Below are 14,739 nucleotides of genomic sequence, written 5' to 3' on the forward strand. Positions count from 1 at the left end.
TTCGAAAAAAAATTCGCGGAGCTAACTTACTCCACACGTAGTTCAAAATTACTTAGAGTACAATTCAACGACCAATGACTCATTGATAGTTGAAGACAAATCAGCCCGTTGCGGTATAGATTTGAAAGTCCCCTTAAGCCCTTTTACATCGACTTCCACCCAGTCAGAAAAACCTCTTCCTTCTGCAGCTTCCAAAGAGGCCTTAACCCTGAGATGAGTTTTTGCCTTCTCTGCAATTTCGATAATGTCACCTGGCTTGACGATATAAGAAGGAATATTGACACGCCTTCCGTTCACCATCACACCATTGTGTCTGACCACTTGGCGTGCTTCAGTACGAGATGAACCAAAACCCATCCGCAAAGCTACTGAATCAAGACGACTTTCGAGATCTTGTAAGAGTGTTTCGCCCGTCACACCTTTGCGACGAGCAGCCTCTTTGTACGTTTTACGGAACTGTCGCTCAAGCACACCATAGATACGGCGTATCTTTTGCTTTTCCCTTAGCTGTCGTCCGAATTCAGACATACGGCTACCCTTCTGCCCATGCTGCCCTGGAGGATAAGGTCGACGCTCAATACCACACTTATCGGTGTAGCACTTCTCGCCTTTCAAAAAAAGTTTCTCCCCCTCTCGACGACATTGGCGACACTTAGGATCTGTATTTCTAGCCATAATTCATCGCTCCTTAAATTCTGCGTCGTTTTGGCGGACGACATCCATTATGTGGAACCGGAGTAACGTCTGAGATACTCGTGATCTTAAAGCCTACTGAGTTCAGAGCTCTAACGGCAGACTCTCGGCCTGGACCCGGACCTTTAATTCGAACTTCGATATTTTTAACACCACATTCCTGAGCCATTTTCCCAGCAGCTTCTGCGGCAACCTGAGCAGCAAAGGGGGTACTTTTTCGAGACCCCTTAAAACCATTTGCACCTGAAGTAGACCAAGACAAAGCATTGCCCTGTCGGTCCGTAATCATGATGATCGTGTTATTAAATGACGCGTGAATATGTGCGATACCTTCCGCGACATTTTTCTTTACCTTCTTGCGTGCTCTTGGTGTGTTTTTTGCCATCCTAAAGTTCCATTCAGTCTAAGTGATTGGTTACATATAACGAGCTACTGCCTTACTCTATTTCCGAATCGCCCTTTTCGGACCCTTTCGGGTACGTGCATTAGTTTTCGTTCGCTGCCCTCTAACAGGTAATCCTTTTCGGTGTCGGGTTCCGCGATAAGTGCCAAGGTCCATCAAACGCTTGATGTTCATTGACACTTCTCGCCGAAGATCACCCTCAACGACAAAGGTACCAATTTGCTCTCTAAGCTTTTCCATTTCATCACCAGACAAATCTTTTACCTTGACTGATGGTTCTATACCCGCCTTAGAGCACACCTCAAAAGCACGAGTTCGCCCTAAACCATAAATAGAAGTCAAAGCCACCCACGTGTGTTTTTGATCCGGAATATTAACGCCAGCTATACGAGCCATAATTTATCTCTTATAAAATTCATTGGTGGGTGTTCTTAACCTTGCCGCTGCTTGTGTCGGGGCTCTGTACAGATGACCCGAACAACATTATTTCGCCGAACGATCTTGCAATTGCGGCAAAGTTTTTTTACTGATGCTTTAACTTTCATACATTTTTCTCCCTAACGCGAAGGAATCGCTCCGCCTTTAAAGTTTGTCTTTTTAAGAAGGCTCTCATACTGATGAGACATTGCATAAGCTTGAACTTGCTGCATAAAATCCATCGTAACCACAACAATAATCAACAAACTCGTTCCACCAAAATAGAATGGAACATTCCAATTAACTATCATCAGCTCAGGTATCAAACACACGACGGTAATGTAAAAAGCACCTACCAACGTGAGTCGCATCACTATTCGCTCAATATACTTTGTCGTTTGGTCACCCGGACGAATCCCCGGGACAAATGCTCCACTTTTCTTAAGATTATCAGCCGTCTCTCTGGGATTGAACACCAAAGCCGTATAAAAAAAGCAGAAGAATATAATGGCCATCGCATACACAACCATATAAAGAACCTGCCCTGGATGTAATAGACCGCCAATGTCTCGGAGCCAATATAAACTTTCATTCGTCCCCAAAAATTCAGCTAACGTTGCTGGGAACAAAATGATACTCGAAGCAAAAATCGGTGGAATAACCCCAGCCATATTAAGCTTGAGAGGTAAATGGGAACTCTGCCCACCATAAACCTTATTACCCACTTGTCGTTTCGCATAATTGACTAAAATTTTACGCTGTCCTCGCTCCACAAAAACCACAACCCCAGTAATTGCGAGCACACCAATGAAAATTAACACAACGAGCGGGATGGAGAACGAACCTGTCCTAACGAGTTCTAAAGTACCCCCAACAGCACTGGGTAACCCTGCGGCTATACCGGCAAAAATGATGAGGGAAATTCCGTTACCGATACCACGCTCGGTTATCTGCTCGCCCAACCACATTAGAAACAAAGTCCCTGTTACTAAAGTGACTACGGTAGTGAATCTAAAAGCGAGTCCCGGGTCGAGTACGAGGTTTGCTTGAGATTCAAGAGCCGCTGATATACCAATCGCTTGGAAAGTGGCCAAAACAACAGTTCCGTAGCGCGTATATTTAGTTATTTTCTTGCGACCAGATTCACCTTCCTTCTTTAGTTGCTCAAAGGTCGGGACCGTTACGGTCATCAACTGCATGATAATCGACGCCGAAATATACGGCATGATGCCCAAAGCAAATATGGTGAAACGCTCAAGCGCTCCACCAGAGAACATATTGAACATGCCTAATATGCCGCCTTGCTGAGCCTTAAATAACTCCTCTAACTGAATCGGATCGATACCAGGCACAGGCACATGTGCACCAAGGCGATACACAACTAACGCGAGCAATAGGAATAGTAAGCGCGATTTTAAATCGCCATACTTGCTCATCCCGGAATCTTTATTAAATCCGACGGCCAAAGCCTTAATCCTCTATCTTTCCGCCAGCGGACTCAATAGCGAGTCGCGCTCCTTTTGTAACAAATATCCCCTTTAGCTGAGGTTTCTTGCCCTCTGCTAAAACCCCCGAGAGAAACACTTTTGCACCGCTAACAAAGTTTGGAATAATCTGCGCAGCCTTCAAAGCCTGTAAATCAATCACATCCACATCAACTTTATTTAATTCGTCTAATCTGACTTCACGAGTATCGTCGCTTGTCATCGACCGGAAACCTCGCTTAGGAAGCCGTCTAGCCATCGGCATCTGACCACCCTCAAAGCCAACTTTATGGTAGCCACCAGCGCGAGAATGCTGTCCCTTATGACCCCGGCCTGCAGTTTTACCTTTACCACTACCGACCCCACGACCAACCCTCATCCTGTCTTTTTTAGACCCATCCGCTGGGCTAATGTCATTCAATCTCATTTACTTAACCCTCAACTTTCACAAGGTAGTCGACTTTCGCAATCATGCCCCGTACTGCCGGAGTATCCTCAAGCGTAACCGTGTGTCTAATCCTGCGCAGACCCAACCCCATTACGGTAGCGCGATGGGATTTCTTCGTACCAATAACACTTTTCACAAGTGTTACTTTTAGAGTCTTATCTGCCTGCTTCCCTGTCGTATTCATGAATTACCCCAAAATCTCTTCAACCGTTTTGCCACGCTTTAGCGCAATCTCAGATGGTGAGTTCATTTTTGCCAGCCCGTTCAAAGTTGCGCGGACCATGTTATAAGGATTAGTTGACCCAATACATTTAGCAAGAATATTAGTCACACCCATAACTTCGAAGACCGCGCGCATCGGACCACCAGCAATAATTCCAGTACCCGCTGAGGCTGGCTGCATGTAAACCTTCGCCGCCCCGTGTGTTCCTACAACCGCGTGGTGTAAAGTGCCGCTATTTAAGGAAACCTTTAACAACTTCTTGCGGGCTTCTTCCATAGCTTTTTGAATGGCAACAGGAACCTCTTTCGATTTCCCTTTACCCATACCTATACCGCCGTCTCCATCGCCCACTACGGCCAAAGCGGCAAAAGCAAGAATTCGACCACCCTTGACTACCTTAGTGACTCGGTTAACGGCTACCATTTTTTCACGGATACCGTCTTTACTTTCCTCTGAATGATTCTGTGCTCGTGCCATAGTTATCCTTTAAATCTGTAGACCGGCCTCTCTTGCGGCCTCCGCTAACGCTTTGATACGTCCTGTGTACTTGAACCCAGATCGATCAAATGCAACCTGTTCCAACCCTTTTTCTTTCGCTTTCTTCGCTATCCGCGCACCCACCTCGGTCGCCGCTTTGATATTTCCGCCATTGGACAGAACCTTACGAACCTCAGTCTCTGCCGTTGACGCAGAAACAATTACCTTAGCGTCACGATCCAAAATTTGGGCATAAATATGCAAGTTCGTTCTGTGAACCTGCAATCGGTAACCCGCTCCAGAACTATGGATCTGGTGTCGAATTTTTCTAGCTCTACGCGCCCTAGACGCATTTTTAACTGACTCTGACATGAACTGGCCTTATTTTTTCTTGGTTTCTTTCATGACAACTCGCTCATCCGCATAACGCACCCCTTTACCCTTATAAGGCTCCGGAGGTCGATATCCTCGGACATCTGCTGCAACTTGACCAACTAATTGTTTATCGACCCCTTTGATGAGGACTTCTGTTTGTTGTGGCGTCTCAACCTTGATACCTACAGGCATTTGGTGCACCACAGGATGTGAGAAACCTAAAGAAAGGTTCAGCTTATCCCCTTGTGCTTGCGCCCTGTAACCCACGCCAACGAGCGTGAGCTTCTTCTCAAATCCAGACGAGACACCTGTAACCATGTTCGCAATCACCGCTCTGGTGGTGCCATAAAGAGCTCTCGCCTGTCGACTGTCATTCAATGGCACAACAGTTATAACTCCATCCTGTTGCGTCACTTTAACGACATCGCTAATTTCGCGACTTAAGACACCGAGAGATCCCTTAACCTCTACCTTGTTCCCAGCGATAGAGACTTGGATTCCGGAGGGAACCTTAATCGGATTTTTTCCAACACGTGACATTTTCTATAACTCCAAATCGATTCTTCATTTAAAGATCATGATCGCCTTCTCTACTTAAGCGACGATACAGAGAACTTCACCACCGATGCCAGTGCTCCTGGCTCTACGATCTGTCATCACACCCTTAGGTGTAGAGACAATCGCAACACCAAGACCATTCATAACCGTTGGAATATCTTGGGCTCCTTTATAAATACGTAACCCTGGCCGGCTGACGCGCTCAATTTTTTCAATGACAGGCTGACCCGCATAATACTTTAGGATCAACTCTAGCTCAGACTTCTTCTCATCTTGCCCGATAACGGTCATCGACTCGATGTATCCTTCATCGATCAAAACTTGTGCAATTGCCTTCTTTACGTTACTAAATGGCATCTTGACGCTGCTCTTTTCCGCCATTTGGGCGTTTCTGATTCTCGTCAACATGTCAGCGATCGGATCACTCATACTCATAACTGTACTCTCCTACCAACTCGCTTTAATTATTCCAGGAACCTCACCGCGCATAGCAATTTCACGAAGCTTCCCGCGGGCAAGGCCAAATTTACTATAGACACCACGCGGCCTTCCAGTTAGAGCGCAGCGATTGCGCAAACGAACCGGACTGGCATTTCGAGGTAGTTTTTGTAACGTCTGACGCGCGACATATTTCTCTTCTTCTGAAGACTGCGCGCTCTTAAGTACGGCATCAATTGCTGCTCTTTTTTCTGCGTATTTTGCGACCATAACACGACGCTTTATATCTCTATATATGATAGATTTTTTAGCCATTAGATCCTCAATTCCTAAACGGAAAACGAAAAGCCGATAATAGAGAGCGAGCTTCCTTATCGGTCTTAGCAGTTGTCGCAATAGTCACATTCAAACCACGTAACATGTCAATTTTGTCGTACTTTACTTCTGGGAAAATTATTTGCTCCCGAACGCCCATATTAAAGTTACCACGCCCGTCGAACGACTTAGCTGGAATGCCGCGAAAATCCCTAATTCGAGGGATAGCAACAGAAATTAAACGATCTAAAAACTCGTACATTCTCCGTCCTCGTAGCGTCACCTTGCACCCAATAGGATATCCATCACGTATTTTAAAACCCGCAATTGACTTCTTAGCCTTCGTAACAATCGGTTTTTGCCCAGAAATGAGAGTCATATCTCCCACTGCATGCTCAAGCACTTTCTTGTCAGCCACCGCTTCGCCAACGCCCATATTGAGGACAATCTTTGTGATACGAGGGACCCCCATAATCGACTTATACTTGTACTCACTCATAAGACCCGGAACCACTTCGGCCTTATACATCTCAGCCAACCGCGCTCCATGGAGCCCCTGCTGACCGGTTTCATTAGCCTTATTACTCATTCAAAACCTTTCAAGAATCGAGCATTTCGCCATTTGAGCGAAATATCCGCACACGAGAGCCGTCTTCTAGCGTTTTAATGCCAACACGGTCGCCTTTTTTTGTCGCGGGGTTGAATATAGCGAGGTTAGATCGCTGTATCGGCATTTCTTTAGTATTAATACCCCCAGCTGCACCCGTCATTGGGTTACCCTTTTGGTGCTTTTTAACGAGATTAACCCCCTCAACCAACACCCTAGTATTGGCCAGCACTTGCAACACGGTGCCTTGCTTACCCCTATCTCGTCCCAAGGTCACTATGACTTGGTCACCTTTTCGAATTTTTTGCATCGCGCGTCCTTCTCTACAAAACCTCTGGTGCGAGAGAAACTATTTTCATAAATTTCTCCGTCCTCAACTCTCGGGTAACTGGCCCGAAAATCCGCGTACCGATTGGCTCTAATTTAGCGTTGAGCAACACTGCTGCATTTGAATCAAACTTGATCTTGGACCCGTCCTGACGACGGACCCCAGCAGCTGTTCGAACCACAACAGCGTTATAAACTTCGCCTTTTTTTACCCTACCTCGCGGCGCAGCATCTTTGATGGCCACCTTGATAACATCACCCACGCCTGCGTATCGTCTTTTCGAGCCGCCAAGCACCTTAATACACATTACAGAACGCGCACCAGTGTTATCAGCGACCTGAAGTCGTGTTTGCATTTGGATCATAAGTTTTACGCCTAATTTCAACCAACTTATCCCAAGTCAAGGGACAGTTTTGGCACCCGTTCGGGTTAAAAACAACTCCTAGTGATCAACCTCAGCAATATTGCCCAGATTAGCTCCACCGGAAAAGCCGAGCATTTTATCTGAAACCGCTCCTTCAAACAAGCCTAATGTTAGGTTTGCCTTGATTTTTCTAATACTTGAGCAACCGTCCAACTCTTCGTCTTAGAGCGCGGCACACCTTCTTCTATCAGCACTGTATCTCCGATTTGGCACTCATTGGGCTCATCGTGCGCATGGTACTTACTCGATTGCTTCATTAATTTTCCATAAAGCGGGTGTTTCACTTGCCGCTCAACAAGCACGGTAACCGTTTTATCCATTTTATCGGAGACAACACGACCCTTCAGTCGACGACGATTAGCGGTGGTCTTATCAGACATTTGCACTCACTTTCTTTGCCAATACGGTTTTAACACGGGCGATGTCTCGACGAACCTTAACAATCTCGCTAGAGTTAGTCAGTTGTTGAGTCGCCTTTTGCATCCTTAACGTAAATGCAGCCTTGAGTAACTCATGTAATTCTTTATTCAAATCTTCAACGCTTTTGTTATCCAAATCTTTAGCTTTCATGCCTTATCCCAAATTTTTATGGACAAAGATGGTACGAAGAGGAAGCTTGGCTGCCGCAAGCCTGAACGCCTCTCTCGCGACGTCTTCTTGGACTCCATCCATTTCGTACAATACTTTTCCTGGTTGAATTTCAGCGACCCAATACTCCACGCTTCCTTTTCCTTTGCCCATTCGAACCTCTGCAGGTTTTTGGGAAATAGGCTTATCAGGAAAGATGCGTATCCAAATTCGACCACCACGCTTGATGTAACGCGTCATTGCCCGACGAGCAGCTTCAATCTGCCTCGCCGTCAATCTGCCACGATCAATCGCCTTAAGGCCAAATTCACCGAATGAAACCTTTGCTCCCCGGGTTGCAACCCCATAGTTCCGACCCTTAAACTGTTTACGGAATTTCGTCCTAGACGGCTGCAGCATTATTCACTCCAGTTTTTCGTTGTTTTCTCGGCGCGGGCGGCACATCCGCAGGCAAGGCCGTTATCTGGTCCTTGGCGCCGAGCGTTTCACCTTTGTAGATCCAAACTTTGATGCCGATGATTCCAAAAGTGGTCTGTGCTTCCGCCGTACCGTAATCTATTTCTGCTCTAAGCGTATGGAGGGGAACACGTCCCTCTCGATACCACTCGGTCCTAGCAATGTCTATACCGTTCAACCGACCCGCACTCATTATTTTGATACCCTGAGCACCAAGGCGCATCGCATTTTGCATCGCTCGCTTCATGGCTCTACGAAAAGCGATTCTCTTCGTTAATTGTTGAGCAATCGAGTCTGCAATTAATTGTGCATCAACCTCTGGCTTGCGCACCTCTTCAATATTTAGATGGACAGGCACGCCCATTAAGCGCTGAAGCTCAGCCCTCAACACCTCAATATCTTCGCCTTTTTTTCCAATAACAATACCCGGTCGGGCGCTGTGGATGGTGATTTTGGCATTCTTGGCTGGGCGCTCAATAATAACTTTCGCTACAGAGGCATGAGCAAGTCGCTTTTTGAGATACTTGCGTACCTCAATATCCTGAAGCAACATTGCGGAAAAATCTCTTCCTACTGCATACCATTTGGAAGTCCAATTACGCTGTACACCTAAGCGAAATCCAATCGGGTTGATTTTCTGTCCCATACCTACTCCTTAGGCTTATCGCCGACAGTCAAAAAAACATGACTGGTCGGTTTAAGAATCTGTACCCCCCGCCCCTTAGCTCGAGGACGAAAGCGTTTAAAAACAGGGCCTTTTTCGACGAATATTCGAGTAACCTTCAATTCATCTATATCAGCACCATCGTTGTGTTCAGCATTTGCAATCGCTGACTCCAATACCTTCTTGATGATTTGAGCCCCTTTCTTAGGGCTAAACTTAAGCACATCAAGAGCCTTATCAACTGGCATACCCCTTATCTGGTCAGCCACAAGGCGACCTTTTTGTGGGGACAGTCTCACACCACGAAGTACAGCTGATGTTTCCATATCTAAAACCTCACCTTATCTCTTAGCGACTTTTTTATCTGCCGTATGACCTTTAAAGGTCCTTGTATTCGAAAATTCACCAAGCTTATGCCCAACCATATTTTCGGTTACATATACAGGAACATGTTGCCTCCCGTTATGTACGGCAATAGTTAAGCCTATAAAATCAGGCAAAATAGTCGACCGTCGTGACCATGTCTTTACCGGTCTCTTGTCGTTTCCAGAGCGAGCTGTATCCACTTTTTTAATAAGATGGAGGTCAACAAAAGGTCCTTTTTTAAGTGATCGTGCCATTGCTTATACCCCTTTATTTAGCTCGTCTTCGAACGATCATGTTTTGAGTCCGCTTATTATTACGAGTCCGGAACCCTTTCGAAAGCGTTCCCCAAGGACTGACTGGATCTCTCTTAGTACCGGTACGGCCTTCACCGCCGCCGTGTGGGTGATCCACCGGATTCATGGCAACACCACGAACAGTTGGTCTGATACCTCTCCAACGTTTCGCCCCAGCTTTCCCCAAACTTCTAAGGCTATGCTCGCTATTGCCCACCTCACCGATAGTGGCGCGACACTCGATAGAAATTTTTCGAATCTCACCAGACCGCAAACGAAGCTGCGCATATAGACCTTCTTTTGCCAATAGCTGCACAGACGTTCCTGCTGAACGAGCCATCTGAGCACCTTTTCCCGGCTTCATCTCAATACAGTGAATGGTGGTACCAACCGGAATATTTTTAATGGGTAGAGCATTACCTGGCTTAATGGCTGCTAGCGCCCCGTTTTCCACCTGATCTCCAGCACTAATTCCACGCGGCGCCAAAACGTACCGCCTTTCTCCATCTGCGTAGAGAATCAAAGCAATATTTGCACTGCGGTTGGGGTCATACTCCAACCGCTCGACGCGTCCAAGAATACCGTCCTTATCGCGCTTAAAATCTATGATTCGATAAAGGCGCTTGTGCCCACCACCTTGATGGCGGGTCGTAATATGACCTTGATTATTTCGTCCAGCTCTTTTTAGAAGCGACTCAACGAGCGGCTCGTGTGGACGTCCCTTGTGCAATTCTTTATTAACAACGGCAACAACGCTACGTCGACCCGGCGAGGTTGGATTCATTTTTACGAGAGCCATTAGCTAACCTCCCCAGATGTCAGGTCTATATCCTGGCCTGGTTTCAGACAAACGTATGCCTTCTTCCAGTTCTTTCGTTGTCCGATTCGCTGACCAGTACGTTTCTTTTTACCTTTCACATGCACGACTTGCACACTGTCCACGTCCTTTTGGAAGAGCATCTCAATCGCTGACTTAATTTCAGCCTTAGTCGCGTCAGTCGCAACTCGAAATGCAAATTGACTTCTAGCATTCGCAATTTCTGTCGCTTTTTCTGATACCACCGGACCCAAAATTACCTTGAGCAATCGCTCCTGACTGAACTTTAACGGGCTCATGATAATGACTCCTCTAGATGAGCAATCGCGTCTTTGGTAATCACGACCTTCTCAAAGTGCAACAAGCTTACGGGATCCGCTTGAGCTGGCGTCAAAACGTCAACGTTGTGTAAATTTCGTGCCGCTAAGTACAAATTCTCATCCGGATCAATGGTGACGATCAACGCGCTAACGACTCCGAGCTCTTTAATCTTGGTGCTCAATAACTTTGTTTTAGGTGCGTCGACGGAGAATGAGTCGATAATAATCAACCGATCCTCGCGAACCAATTGTGAAAAGATCGAAGAAATACCAGCTCGGTACATCTTTCGATTGATCTTTTGCGAAAAGTTTTCATCTGGACTAGATGGGAAAGCCTTGCCACCCCCACGCCAAATTGGACTGCTTGCTGAACCTGCACGAGCACGGCCAGTACCTTTTTGCTTCCACGGCTTGCGGTGTGAACGCGTTAGGTCTCCACGGGCTTTTTGCGCGCGCGTTCCGCTTCTGGCATTTGCCATGAACGATACGACCAACTGATGTATTAACGATTCATTGTACTCGCGAGCAAACAGAGCATCCGAGACCTGAATTGAGCCTGCCGCCTCATTTGATCCATTAAGAATTTTTAATTCCATAGTTATACCCTCCTCTTAACGGAAGGAATAACAACAACGTCCGACCCATCCGCACCAGGCACTGAACCCTTAACGAATATCAAATTTCTTTCTTTATCAAGCTTAACGAGCTCAATATTTTGCGCAGTCCGCTTGGCCGAACCCAGATGACCAGCCATCTTTTTTCCGGGAAATACTCGACCTGGGTCTTGGTTCATACCTGTCGACCCGTGAGCATTATGGGTAACTGACTGACCGTGACTGGCGCGTTGCGAAGAAAAGTGGTGTCTTTTAATGGCACCTGCAAATCCCTTACCCTTGGTAACCCCAGAGATATCAACGTACTTAATCTCTTCGAATAACCCGACATCGAGCGCCTGTCCGAGTGTCAACTCAGCAGTCGCTTCAGAGCCAAAGCGAAACTCATGAAAACCACGTGCACTTTCGACCCCTGCTCTAGCAAGATGTCCGGAAATTGCCTTATTAATTCGACTACGTTTACGCTCTCCATATGCTACTTGGACGGCGACGTACCCATCAGTCTCTGTAGATTTAACTTGAGACACTCGATTATTCGAAACGTCTAGGACGGTCACTGGCACGGACTCTCCGCCTTCAGTGAAAATCCTGGTCATTCCAACTTTACGACCTATCATTCCTATAGCCATTATTATTTCCTCAATTGAGGGACCCACTTCAATTGGCAGGTCTTTAATTATTTAACAAATCAGGAGCCCGAGAGCCCCAATCTAAAACATTACAAACTACAACTTAATGTCTACGTCAACTCCAGCTGGTAAATCGAGTTTCATTAACGCGTCTACAGTCTTATCCGTAGGATCGATAATGTCCATCAGCCGTTGATGCGTCCGCATTTCAAGCTGCTCACGAGATTTTTTATCTACGTGCGGAGATCGAAGCAAATCAAACCGCTCAATACGGGTTGGCAAGGGTACAGGACCTTTTACTACGGCGCCAGTCCGCTTTGCGGTCTCGACGATCTCGATAGCAGATTGATCAATCAATTTATAATCAAACCCTTTCAAGCGAATTCGAATTTTTTGCTTATCCATTCAATTATCTCTTATCTGGGAGGAGACACTCACGCGCACCACCTGATTAACTTTACTCCGTGACTTTAGAGACGACGCCAGCACCTACGGTACGGCCACCCTCTCTAATCGCGAAACGCAATCCTTCTTCCATCGCTATAGGCTGAATTAACGTCACTTTCATCTGAACGTTATCACCAGGCATAACCATTTCGATACCCGCTGGCAAATCGCAAGAACCCGTCACGTCTGTCGTCCTAAAGTAGAACTGAGGACGATATCCATTAAAGAACGGCGTATGTCGTCCACCCTCATCTTTACTCAGAATATAAACCTCAGCATCAAACTTCGTGTGCGGCGTAATAGAACCAGGCTTAGCCAACACTTGACCACGCTCAACTTCATCACGCTTCGTACCACGCAACAAGATACCCACGTTATCGCCAGCCTGACCTTGATCAAGCAACTTACGGAACATCTCAACACCTGTACACACTGTCTTAAGTGTGTCTTTCAAGCCAATAATTTCAATTTCATCGTTAACGTGGACAATACCTCGCTCAACACGACCCGTAACGACTGTTCCACGACCAGAAATTGAGAACACATCCTCAACCGGCATCAGGAACGCCATATCCAAGATTCGCTTTGGCTGAGGAATGTACGTATCAAGCGCATCAGCAAGTTTCATAATCGCAACCTCACCGTGCTCCCCTTGGTCGCCCTCAAGCGCCTTCAGTGCAGAACCAGTCACAATCGGTGTGTCATCACCCGGGAAATCATACTTCTCGAGCAACTCTCGAACTTCCATCTCCACCAACTCAAGCAACTCAGCATCATCGACCATGTCCGCTTTGTTCAAAAATACGATGATGTACGGAACACCGACCTGACGCGCAAGCAAGATATGCTCTCGTGTCTGTGGCATTGGGCCATCAGCAGCGGAAACCACCAAGATCGCACCATCCATCTGTGCCGCACCAGTAATCATGTTCTTAACGTAATCAGCGTGACCTGGACAATCCACGTGCGCGTAATGGCGCAACGCTGTCTCATACTCTACGTGCGACGTATTAATCGTAATACCCCGCGCTTTTTCCTCAGGCGCGTTATCAATCTGATCGTAGGCCTTACTCTCGCCACCGACCTTTTTAGCCAGAACAGTTGTAATCGCCGCCGTTAGCGTCGTCTTACCATGGTCAACGTGTCCAATTGTTCCAACATTCACGTGCGGTTTTGTCCGCTCAAACTTTCCCTTTGCCATGATTAACCCCCCCATTAAACTGATACTAACTCTAAAAAAATGCGCACAAAAGTTTGGTGCCCATGGCGCGGATTGAACGCGCGACCTCTCCCTTACCAAGGGAGTGCTCTACCACTGAGCTACATGGGCACGCGGCTAAAGCAATTTTGGAGCGGGTGAAGGGAATCGAACCCTCGTCATAAGCTTGGAAGGCTTCAGCTCTACCATTGAGCTACACCCGCAGGCGCGACGGCAGCTAGTCAATTACGTTGCACTCAAGCCGCCAAGAAACCAAATAAATTTAGTGCTAATGCGAACGCCCCAAAAAATTTACTACAAAAACCATTTGCTGGTGGAGGGAGAAGGATTCGAACCTTCGAAGGCTGAGCCAACAGATTTACAGTCTGCCCCCTTTGACCGCTCGGGAACCCCTCCGAACGAAGCGGGGCATTATCAGGTTTTCAGATTTTGTTGTCAATCATTGGGTTAGCATGCAAGAAAATACGATTCACGGTAGTTCTAGGGGTAGCATCGCACCCTACTCAAAATCACGTCCAGCAAACCCCGCGTGAACTGGTCCGAGATATCGCAGACATGATCACACTGCAGGGCTACCTGCACTTCGTCGCGGGCCACGATGGTGCGGGTCAACTCCGCATGCGCGTGCCCCACCACCGGAAGGTTGTTGTATGCCAAAAAAAGAGGGCTAGTGATTGATTGGTAAACGCTTTGATTCGTTTGGTACACTGTACTTTGACATAAGAATCTACTGAAAATACCCCTTTAAGGGCTCATTTCCCTTAAATTTAGGAGGATATAAACTTGGAAGAAAAATTGCGAGAAACGGCCACCACAAGTTCATGGGCTTGTAAAAATCCTACGCAATCGAGTGCCCTATTGGTACTTGTTGGCATTTTAGCGATGTGGATGATCTCAAATATACGCGCTCCTGAAACATTTAATGCTGTGTTTACGTTTCTCGTTGTCATTCCTATTCTCGGGCTACTGCCCGCAGTGTCGCTTGTCGCATCGTTACTGTCGGCATCCTTATTGAAAGAACGCATACCAAACAAGAACTTATGGTTAGTGCGCGGCCTCAGCATCGTCGCCTTATCGTTAAATGTGTTGGCCATCATCTTTTTTATCAAGACCATACCCATTTTCTTCGAATAAGC

At 46.7% G+C, this 14,739-nt stretch carries 29 protein-coding genes and 3 tRNA genes; 2 read left to right on the top strand and 30 right to left on the bottom strand.

Annotated elements, in window-relative coordinates:
- Positions 1 to 48: 48 nt before the first annotated feature.
- The 30 genes from rpsD to O3A65_01035 all read right to left on the bottom strand — a co-directional run bounded on the left by rpsD (position 49) and on the right by O3A65_01035 (position 13,999).
- Positions 49 to 675, bottom strand: coding sequence for a 30S ribosomal protein S4 (gene rpsD / locus O3A65_00890; GenBank protein MDA1331019.1), 627 nt, complete (start codon positions 673 to 675; stop codon positions 49 to 51).
- 13 nt (positions 676 to 688) lie between these two features.
- Positions 689 to 1,078, bottom strand: a complete 390-nt coding sequence (gene rpsK, locus O3A65_00895; GenBank protein ID MDA1331020.1) for a 30S ribosomal protein S11 — start codon at positions 1,076 to 1,078, stop codon at positions 689 to 691.
- 57 nt (positions 1,079 to 1,135) lie between these two features.
- Entirely contained in the window at positions 1,136 to 1,492 is a 357-nt protein-coding gene (gene rpsM, locus O3A65_00900; protein MDA1331021.1) for a 30S ribosomal protein S13, read from the bottom strand.
- A gap of 35 nt (positions 1,493 to 1,527) precedes the next feature.
- Positions 1,528 to 1,641 (bottom strand): 50S ribosomal protein L36, encoded by a 114-nt coding sequence (rpmJ, locus tag O3A65_00905; protein ID MDA1331022.1) that lies wholly within the window; start codon positions 1,639 to 1,641, stop codon positions 1,528 to 1,530.
- Positions 1,642 to 1,653: 12 nt separating this feature from the next.
- The gene (secY, locus tag O3A65_00910) at positions 1,654 to 2,949 is read right to left on the bottom strand and encodes a preprotein translocase subunit SecY (GenBank protein ID MDA1331023.1); all 1,296 of its coding nucleotides are present in this window, start codon (positions 2,947 to 2,949) and stop codon (positions 1,654 to 1,656) included.
- 34 nt (positions 2,950 to 2,983) lie between these two features.
- A complete protein-coding gene (gene rplO, locus O3A65_00915; protein ID MDA1331024.1) occupies positions 2,984 to 3,424 on the bottom strand; it encodes a 50S ribosomal protein L15 in 441 nt (146 codons plus the stop codon).
- A 4-nt stretch (positions 3,425 to 3,428) separates the two neighbouring features.
- Positions 3,429 to 3,629 carry a 50S ribosomal protein L30 gene (rpmD, locus tag O3A65_00920; GenBank protein ID MDA1331025.1) on the bottom strand — a complete coding sequence of 67 codons (201 nt, stop codon included), beginning with the start codon at positions 3,627 to 3,629 and terminating at the stop codon, positions 3,429 to 3,431.
- A gap of 3 nt (positions 3,630 to 3,632) precedes the next feature.
- Positions 3,633 to 4,145 (bottom strand): 30S ribosomal protein S5, encoded by a 513-nt coding sequence (gene rpsE, locus O3A65_00925; protein ID MDA1331026.1) that lies wholly within the window; start codon positions 4,143 to 4,145, stop codon positions 3,633 to 3,635.
- 9 nt (positions 4,146 to 4,154) lie between these two features.
- A complete protein-coding gene (gene rplR / locus O3A65_00930; GenBank protein ID MDA1331027.1) occupies positions 4,155 to 4,517 on the bottom strand; it encodes a 50S ribosomal protein L18 in 363 nt (120 codons plus the stop codon).
- Positions 4,518 to 4,526: 9 nt separating this feature from the next.
- Positions 4,527 to 5,060 (bottom strand): 50S ribosomal protein L6, encoded by a 534-nt coding sequence (gene rplF, locus O3A65_00935; protein ID MDA1331028.1) that lies wholly within the window; start codon positions 5,058 to 5,060, stop codon positions 4,527 to 4,529.
- 54 nt (positions 5,061 to 5,114) lie between these two features.
- Positions 5,115 to 5,513 (bottom strand): 30S ribosomal protein S8, encoded by a 399-nt coding sequence (gene rpsH, locus O3A65_00940; GenBank protein MDA1331029.1) that lies wholly within the window; start codon positions 5,511 to 5,513, stop codon positions 5,115 to 5,117.
- A gap of 12 nt (positions 5,514 to 5,525) precedes the next feature.
- A complete protein-coding gene (gene rpsN / locus O3A65_00945) occupies positions 5,526 to 5,831 on the bottom strand; it encodes a 30S ribosomal protein S14 (protein ID MDA1331030.1) in 306 nt (101 codons plus the stop codon).
- A 7-nt stretch (positions 5,832 to 5,838) separates the two neighbouring features.
- On the bottom strand, positions 5,839 to 6,420 hold the full coding sequence (gene rplE, locus O3A65_00950; GenBank protein MDA1331031.1) for a 50S ribosomal protein L5: 582 nt from the start codon (positions 6,418 to 6,420) through the stop codon (positions 5,839 to 5,841).
- Positions 6,421 to 6,430: 10 nt separating this feature from the next.
- On the bottom strand, positions 6,431 to 6,748 hold the full coding sequence (gene rplX, locus O3A65_00955; protein ID MDA1331032.1) for a 50S ribosomal protein L24: 318 nt from the start codon (positions 6,746 to 6,748) through the stop codon (positions 6,431 to 6,433).
- A 13-nt stretch (positions 6,749 to 6,761) separates the two neighbouring features.
- On the bottom strand, positions 6,762 to 7,130 hold the full coding sequence (gene rplN / locus O3A65_00960; protein MDA1331033.1) for a 50S ribosomal protein L14: 369 nt from the start codon (positions 7,128 to 7,130) through the stop codon (positions 6,762 to 6,764).
- Between the two features lie 170 nt (positions 7,131 to 7,300).
- Entirely contained in the window at positions 7,301 to 7,570 is a 270-nt protein-coding gene (rpsQ, locus tag O3A65_00965; protein ID MDA1331034.1) for a 30S ribosomal protein S17, read from the bottom strand.
- Positions 7,563 to 7,760: a 50S ribosomal protein L29 gene (rpmC, locus tag O3A65_00970; protein MDA1331035.1), complete on the bottom strand. Its 198-nt coding sequence runs from the start codon at positions 7,758 to 7,760 to the stop codon at positions 7,563 to 7,565. The genes rpsQ and rpmC overlap by 8 nt, the downstream gene beginning before the upstream one ends.
- 3 nt (positions 7,761 to 7,763) lie before the next feature.
- The gene (gene rplP, locus O3A65_00975; GenBank protein ID MDA1331036.1) at positions 7,764 to 8,177 is read right to left on the bottom strand and encodes a 50S ribosomal protein L16; all 414 of its coding nucleotides are present in this window, start codon (positions 8,175 to 8,177) and stop codon (positions 7,764 to 7,766) included.
- A complete protein-coding gene (rpsC, locus tag O3A65_00980; GenBank protein ID MDA1331037.1) occupies positions 8,161 to 8,880 on the bottom strand; it encodes a 30S ribosomal protein S3 in 720 nt (239 codons plus the stop codon). The genes rplP and rpsC overlap by 17 nt, the downstream gene beginning before the upstream one ends.
- 2 nt (positions 8,881 to 8,882) lie before the next feature.
- The gene (rplV, locus tag O3A65_00985; protein MDA1331038.1) at positions 8,883 to 9,224 is read right to left on the bottom strand and encodes a 50S ribosomal protein L22; all 342 of its coding nucleotides are present in this window, start codon (positions 9,222 to 9,224) and stop codon (positions 8,883 to 8,885) included.
- A 15-nt stretch (positions 9,225 to 9,239) separates the two neighbouring features.
- Positions 9,240 to 9,518: a 30S ribosomal protein S19 gene (gene rpsS, locus O3A65_00990; GenBank protein MDA1331039.1), complete on the bottom strand. Its 279-nt coding sequence runs from the start codon at positions 9,516 to 9,518 to the stop codon at positions 9,240 to 9,242.
- Positions 9,519 to 9,531: 13 nt separating this feature from the next.
- Complete coding sequence (gene rplB / locus O3A65_00995) at positions 9,532 to 10,356, bottom strand: 50S ribosomal protein L2 (GenBank protein ID MDA1331040.1); 825 nt, start codon at positions 10,354 to 10,356, stop codon at positions 9,532 to 9,534.
- Complete coding sequence (gene rplW, locus O3A65_01000; GenBank protein MDA1331041.1) at positions 10,356 to 10,673, bottom strand: 50S ribosomal protein L23; 318 nt, start codon at positions 10,671 to 10,673, stop codon at positions 10,356 to 10,358. The genes rplB and rplW overlap by 1 nt, the downstream gene beginning before the upstream one ends.
- The gene (rplD, locus tag O3A65_01005; protein ID MDA1331042.1) at positions 10,670 to 11,290 is read right to left on the bottom strand and encodes a 50S ribosomal protein L4; all 621 of its coding nucleotides are present in this window, start codon (positions 11,288 to 11,290) and stop codon (positions 10,670 to 10,672) included. The genes rplW and rplD overlap by 4 nt, the downstream gene beginning before the upstream one ends.
- 2 nt (positions 11,291 to 11,292) lie before the next feature.
- Complete coding sequence (rplC, locus tag O3A65_01010) at positions 11,293 to 11,937, bottom strand: 50S ribosomal protein L3 (protein MDA1331043.1); 645 nt, start codon at positions 11,935 to 11,937, stop codon at positions 11,293 to 11,295.
- Between the two features lie 96 nt (positions 11,938 to 12,033).
- Positions 12,034 to 12,342, bottom strand: a complete 309-nt coding sequence (gene rpsJ / locus O3A65_01015) for a 30S ribosomal protein S10 (protein MDA1331044.1) — start codon at positions 12,340 to 12,342, stop codon at positions 12,034 to 12,036.
- A 52-nt stretch (positions 12,343 to 12,394) separates the two neighbouring features.
- On the bottom strand, positions 12,395 to 13,585 hold the full coding sequence (gene tuf / locus O3A65_01020; GenBank protein ID MDA1331045.1) for an elongation factor Tu: 1,191 nt from the start codon (positions 13,583 to 13,585) through the stop codon (positions 12,395 to 12,397).
- 54 nt (positions 13,586 to 13,639) lie between these two features.
- A tRNA-Thr gene (locus O3A65_01025) sits at positions 13,640 to 13,714 on the bottom strand.
- An 18-nt stretch (positions 13,715 to 13,732) separates the two neighbouring features.
- A tRNA-Gly gene (locus tag O3A65_01030) sits at positions 13,733 to 13,806 on the bottom strand.
- A gap of 108 nt (positions 13,807 to 13,914) precedes the next feature.
- Positions 13,915 to 13,999, bottom strand: a tRNA-Tyr gene (locus O3A65_01035).
- Positions 14,000 to 14,032: 33 nt separating this feature from the next.
- On the opposite strand from O3A65_01035, the gene O3A65_01040 reads away from it, so the two are divergent.
- Together O3A65_01040 and O3A65_01045 are read left to right on the top strand one after the other, a co-directional pair.
- A complete protein-coding gene (locus O3A65_01040; GenBank protein MDA1331046.1) occupies positions 14,033 to 14,281 on the top strand; it encodes a hypothetical protein in 249 nt (82 codons plus the stop codon).
- Positions 14,282 to 14,386: 105 nt separating this feature from the next.
- Positions 14,387 to 14,737, top strand: a complete 351-nt coding sequence (locus tag O3A65_01045; protein MDA1331047.1) for a hypothetical protein — start codon at positions 14,387 to 14,389, stop codon at positions 14,735 to 14,737.
- The last annotated feature ends 2 nt before the right edge of the window (positions 14,738 to 14,739 follow it).

This window comes from Pseudomonadota bacterium (genome assembly GCA_027624715.1).
Classification (GTDB): Bacteria; Pseudomonadota; Gammaproteobacteria; order Burkholderiales; family Eutrophovitaceae; genus Eutrophovita.

What these genes read in the sequence shown, in the direction of transcription:
- rpsD (MDA1331019.1), bottom strand. Translation starts at nt 675, where the DNA reads ATGGCTAGAAATACAGATCCTAAGTGTCGCCAATGTCGTCGAGAGGGG.
- rpsK (MDA1331020.1), bottom strand. Translation starts at nt 1,078, where the DNA reads ATGGCAAAAAACACACCAAGAGCACGCAAGAAGGTAAAGAAAAATGTC.
- rpsM (MDA1331021.1), bottom strand. Translation starts at nt 1,492, where the DNA reads ATGGCTCGTATAGCTGGCGTTAATATTCCGGATCAAAAACACACGTGG.
- rpmJ (MDA1331022.1), bottom strand. Translation starts at nt 1,641, where the DNA reads ATGAAAGTTAAAGCATCAGTAAAAAAACTTTGCCGCAATTGCAAGATC.
- secY (MDA1331023.1), bottom strand. Translation starts at nt 2,949, where the DNA reads ATGAGCAAGTATGGCGATTTAAAATCGCGCTTACTATTCCTATTGCTC.
- rplO (MDA1331024.1), bottom strand. Translation starts at nt 3,424, where the DNA reads ATGAGATTGAATGACATTAGCCCAGCGGATGGGTCTAAAAAAGACAGG.
- rpmD (MDA1331025.1), bottom strand. Translation starts at nt 3,629, where the DNA reads ATGAATACGACAGGGAAGCAGGCAGATAAGACTCTAAAAGTAACACTT.
- rpsE (MDA1331026.1), bottom strand. Translation starts at nt 4,145, where the DNA reads ATGGCACGAGCACAGAATCATTCAGAGGAAAGTAAAGACGGTATCCGT.
- rplR (MDA1331027.1), bottom strand. Translation starts at nt 4,517, where the DNA reads ATGTCAGAGTCAGTTAAAAATGCGTCTAGGGCGCGTAGAGCTAGAAAA.
- rplF (MDA1331028.1), bottom strand. Translation starts at nt 5,060, where the DNA reads ATGTCACGTGTTGGAAAAAATCCGATTAAGGTTCCCTCCGGAATCCAA.
- rpsH (MDA1331029.1), bottom strand. Translation starts at nt 5,513, where the DNA reads ATGAGTATGAGTGATCCGATCGCTGACATGTTGACGAGAATCAGAAAC.
- rpsN (MDA1331030.1), bottom strand. Translation starts at nt 5,831, where the DNA reads ATGGCTAAAAAATCTATCATATATAGAGATATAAAGCGTCGTGTTATG.
- rplE (MDA1331031.1), bottom strand. Translation starts at nt 6,420, where the DNA reads ATGAGTAATAAGGCTAATGAAACCGGTCAGCAGGGGCTCCATGGAGCG.
- rplX (MDA1331032.1), bottom strand. Translation starts at nt 6,748, where the DNA reads ATGCAAAAAATTCGAAAAGGTGACCAAGTCATAGTGACCTTGGGACGA.
- rplN (MDA1331033.1), bottom strand. Translation starts at nt 7,130, where the DNA reads ATGATCCAAATGCAAACACGACTTCAGGTCGCTGATAACACTGGTGCG.
- rpsQ (MDA1331034.1), bottom strand. Translation starts at nt 7,570, where the DNA reads ATGTCTGATAAGACCACCGCTAATCGTCGTCGACTGAAGGGTCGTGTT.
- rpmC (MDA1331035.1), bottom strand. Translation starts at nt 7,760, where the DNA reads ATGAAAGCTAAAGATTTGGATAACAAAAGCGTTGAAGATTTGAATAAA.
- rplP (MDA1331036.1), bottom strand. Translation starts at nt 8,177, where the DNA reads ATGCTGCAGCCGTCTAGGACGAAATTCCGTAAACAGTTTAAGGGTCGG.
- rpsC (MDA1331037.1), bottom strand. Translation starts at nt 8,880, where the DNA reads ATGGGACAGAAAATCAACCCGATTGGATTTCGCTTAGGTGTACAGCGT.
- rplV (MDA1331038.1), bottom strand. Translation starts at nt 9,224, where the DNA reads ATGGAAACATCAGCTGTACTTCGTGGTGTGAGACTGTCCCCACAAAAA.
- rpsS (MDA1331039.1), bottom strand. Translation starts at nt 9,518, where the DNA reads ATGGCACGATCACTTAAAAAAGGACCTTTTGTTGACCTCCATCTTATT.
- rplB (MDA1331040.1), bottom strand. Translation starts at nt 10,356, where the DNA reads ATGGCTCTCGTAAAAATGAATCCAACCTCGCCGGGTCGACGTAGCGTT.
- rplW (MDA1331041.1), bottom strand. Translation starts at nt 10,673, where the DNA reads ATGAGCCCGTTAAAGTTCAGTCAGGAGCGATTGCTCAAGGTAATTTTG.
- rplD (MDA1331042.1), bottom strand. Translation starts at nt 11,290, where the DNA reads ATGGAATTAAAAATTCTTAATGGATCAAATGAGGCGGCAGGCTCAATT.
- rplC (MDA1331043.1), bottom strand. Translation starts at nt 11,937, where the DNA reads ATGGCTATAGGAATGATAGGTCGTAAAGTTGGAATGACCAGGATTTTC.
- rpsJ (MDA1331044.1), bottom strand. Translation starts at nt 12,342, where the DNA reads ATGGATAAGCAAAAAATTCGAATTCGCTTGAAAGGGTTTGATTATAAA.
- tuf (MDA1331045.1), bottom strand. Translation starts at nt 13,585, where the DNA reads ATGGCAAAGGGAAAGTTTGAGCGGACAAAACCGCACGTGAATGTTGGA.